General features: G+C 59.5%; 4 protein-coding genes. 2 read left to right on the forward strand and 2 right to left on the reverse strand.

Annotated features, from left to right (window positions below; translation table 11 throughout):
- Window positions 1–358: hypothetical protein (locus tag AC1XOS_RS21175; RefSeq protein ID WP_481964197.1), on the reverse strand; the 358-nt coding region annotated here is incomplete at its 3' end.
- Window positions 359–1,162, reverse strand: coding sequence for a rhomboid family intramembrane serine protease (locus AC1XOS_RS21180; RefSeq protein WP_481964198.1), 804 nt, complete (start codon window positions 1,160–1,162; stop codon window positions 359–361).
- 195 nt (window positions 1,163–1,357) lie between these two features.
- On the opposite strand from AC1XOS_RS21180, the gene AC1XOS_RS21185 reads away from it, so the two are divergent.
- The gene (locus AC1XOS_RS21185; RefSeq protein ID WP_481964199.1) at window positions 1,358–2,176 is read left to right on the forward strand and encodes a phosphodiester glycosidase family protein; all 819 of its coding nucleotides are present in this window, start codon (window positions 1,358–1,360) and stop codon (window positions 2,174–2,176) included.
- Between the two features lie 54 nt (window positions 2,177–2,230).
- Entirely contained in the window at window positions 2,231–3,331 is a 1,101-nt protein-coding gene (gene alr / locus AC1XOS_RS21190) for an alanine racemase (protein ID WP_481964200.1), read from the forward strand.
- Window positions 3,332–3,469 lie beyond the last annotated feature (138 nt).

Raw genomic sequence — 3,469 nt, forward strand, 5'->3', positions numbered from 1 at the left:
CATTGCGCCATTTCTTGCTACGCCAGGCGATCATCATGCTCGCCGCTCCAAGCGCCGACATGATATCGGGACGAGCCAGATCCGAGACTGTACGCATGATCGCGGTTCGGTTGGGAGTTCGCAGCGACTTCGCTAGATTGAGGCCATCGTGGTCGAAGCGCCACACCCCATCTTGGCCCCGAATGTCGTCGGCGATATTGAAAAAGAGCGCCATTGCGCCCGCCGAGACCGCTGCCCCTAGCGCGACGGGCGTCACTGCCACTTCCAGTAGGGGGATAATGCGCTGCCGTGCCTTGCGCCCCAGAAATGCCGCCGCCATCGTCCCTGCCACCGCCGCCAAACGTCGCGTCAACCCCATCTAGTCGTCATCCTTAAAACCAGAGTTGCGGAACATCTCCGCGATCTTATCATCGCGCTCTTTTCGCTTGCGCTCGTCGCGAGCTTTCTGGAGCGGGTTACTGCGTGGTTGCTTGCTGCCACGGATGTCTTTATCAAGATCCGCAAACCGAAGATTAGGCGCATCTTTCTTCTTCTTTCCGAAGCGCGCCTCGCTCCACTCACGCCCGCCGCGCACCCACCACCAGGCCGCCGCGCAGCCGCTGAGCCCGACAAATCCCGTCCAGGGGTTTCCGAGAGACTGCGAGGTCTCAAAGTAGGCCATGCCCGCTGTGATCGCGGCGATGGCGAGTGCGGGGACGGGAAAGATAAAGCTAAAGAGAATGGTCTGCTGTCGGTTGAGCCAGCACCAGGCAATCGTGAGGGGAGCGATGGCAATCCCAAGACCTCCAAAGATCCCTGCTGAGCCCCAGACAAGCATCGGGAGCACGGTCACAGACGTCAGAACCGTCGTGGCGAGAACAAACTTCAGCAGGCGCTCCGTGCCCCACGAGCGCTCCATGCTTCCGCCGATCGTCCATGTCCAGAGCGAGAGACAGAGAAGCCCAAAGGGGCGGTACAGGCCAATTAAGGGCCAGGTGAGGACTGTCCAGGGGTGGCGGAGGCTCTCAGGGGTCAGTGCCATCCCCGGAACGAGCCAGCGCCCTTGGCCAAAGTGAATGAGCAGGAAGGTGAGGACATTGGCCATAATGAGCACCAAGGTGACGGGCGTATCCCGTGAGCTGAGCTTGGGCATCTGGGGCGATTGCTGGCTATTTTGGTACATGCTCCTCTATTTTACCAGAGTCTGTGATAAGTAAAGTGGTTCCTTCACACTTCACTATTTTGATCATTTATCTTTGTAAACACCGTATTCATACGTGCAAAGAGGTGTTTTTATACTAAAACTGGTATTCAATGCAGGATTAATACCCGTATAAGCGCGGTAGATTGGTCTCTCGACAACCCCGAATATTGGTGCATGGGCAAGATTACACAAACACTGTTTGCGCTGGCGGGCCTCGCCACCCTTGCAAACTCTGCCTCGGCAGCCGCGCTGGTACGGCTCCAGACGCGCGTCTTTGGAGGTAAGACGGTTCACTTGGTGCGGGTCAGCTTAGATTCGGATAGCGTTTTGGTTCAGCCGATGATTGCAAAAGGAGGAGTGGGGAGCTCGGAAAGCCTTGCCTCGATGGCAAACCGGGGAGCCAAAGTAGTGCTCACGGGGGCGTTTTTCGACACGAAGAGCCTTCAGCCCATGGGCGATATTATGATTGGAAAGAAGCTCCTGCACTTTGGTGGACGGGGCTCGGCGCTCTGCTTGCGACGGGTAAGAGATGGTGAGGGCTGGGTGGCAGATATTCGTGCCAACGATGGTATTGACCGCCATACCGACTGGGGTAAGAGCGAGATTGTTTTAGCGGGAGGGATTCGGCTTCTTGCGGAAGGAGAGGTCATGATAAATCCCCGAAAGTCGGGCTTTAGCCCGCTTTTAGAGAAACCAGATCCTCGTGCGGGGGTGGGCATCATGCCCAACGGCGACCTGATTTTGGCTGCCACAAAGTCCCCCGTGAGCCTGACCGAGTGGGCGCAGATTTTCAAGTCCGTGGGGGCTGTGGAAGCGCTGAACTACGACGGGGGCTCGTCCACGGGGCTGTATCTCGATGGCAAGGTACTGGTAGCTCCGGGGCGCAAGCTCACCAACGCGCTCGCAGTCTATGTGGAGCAAGACCGCCCCGAAAGTACCAAGGTCTCCAAGGCACCCGCTCGCCGAAAGCCAGTGGCAGTGGCGAAGAAGTAGCCGTTTTCCCTGCCTCCCAGGGTTGAGAGGAGGGTATTCGGGTATCATACGCCCGTGCAAAATCGTGTCTGGGCGGAGGTCTCTCTGGAGGCCATCGCCCATAATTTTCGTCTCCTGAGTGCGCGCTACGGCGATGTGGCCGCAGTGGTCAAGGCCAATGCCTACGGCCATGGCCTGGTTCCCATCGCCCGTGCCTGTGTTGCAGCAGGCGCATCACGACTCTGTGTGGCGACACTCGATGAGGCACTGAGCCTGCGCAAGGCGGGGATTTCACAGGCGATCTACCCGCTCAGTGCACTGCTTCCCGACGAGGCCGATGACTGCGTCCGCGCCGCTCTCACTCCCTTTATCTCCAGCCCTGAGTTCTTCGCCGCCTTTGCTCAGGCAGCTCAAGCCGCTCCGCTCCCTGCCAAGTGCTTTCTGGTGCTCGATACCGGAATGGGCCGGGAGGGGCTGGACTACCGTGCATTCTGTCACCTGCGTGAGAGCTGCCCACCACAGATCGAGATTGCGGGAGTGGCGACTCATCTTTCCTCGGCGGACGAAGATGACTTGCTCCCTACGGAGGTACAACTCCACTTTTTCAAAGGCGTAACACGCGATCTGGAAGGGGAGATTTCTGTCTGTAACTCTCCTGGCCTCTTACGTCTTGGGAATGGTGGGTTTAGTCGTGCGGGAGCAATTCTCTATGGGATTGAGCCCTATATCGGGGCACTCGCTGAGTGCCCTGTCTTGCCCGCGCTAACCCTCAAGGCCCGGCTGACTCTGGTGAAGGCGCTTCCCGCAGGCGCGACGGTCGGCTATGGGCGAACCCACACTCTCGCCCGCGACTCGGTGATTGCGACGATTCCAGCGGGCTACGGCGACGGCTGGCTGCGGCGGCTGGGCAACCGTGGCTTTGTGAGCGTTCATGGCCAGCGCTGCCTGATCGTGGGCCGCGTCTCGATGGACCAGTGCCAGGTGGATGTCACCGAGGTTCCCGGTGTGGCTGTGGGGGATATGGTGACGCTGATTGGGGACGGCATTACGGCGCTAGAGGTCTCCCAGTGGGCGGAGACAACACCCCACGAGCCCACGACGCTACTCAATAGCCGTGTTCCGCGTTACTACCCTCCTCCCCCTGCCCCCGGGCACCCAGAGGGTACCCGGGGTTAGGGGGAGGAGGGATTAGGAGTCAGCACGGCTAAGAAGCGCTCTAGGGCGCGGGTGGGGGTACGGCCTTTTGGCAAGAGAACGCCCGTGGGACGGGTAAGCGCGGAGCCTTCCAAAGGGCGTGTCACGAGGGTTCCATCG

It is taken from the genome of Armatimonas sp. (genome assembly GCF_964826245.1).

Excerpts from the sequence above, each read along its gene's own strand:
- AC1XOS_RS21180 (WP_481964198.1), bottom strand. The coding sequence starts at position 1,162 with ATGTACCAAAATAGCCAGCAATCGCCCCAGATGCCCAAGCTCAGCTCA.
- AC1XOS_RS21185 (WP_481964199.1), top strand. The coding sequence starts at position 1,358 with ATGGGCAAGATTACACAAACACTGTTTGCGCTGGCGGGCCTCGCCACC.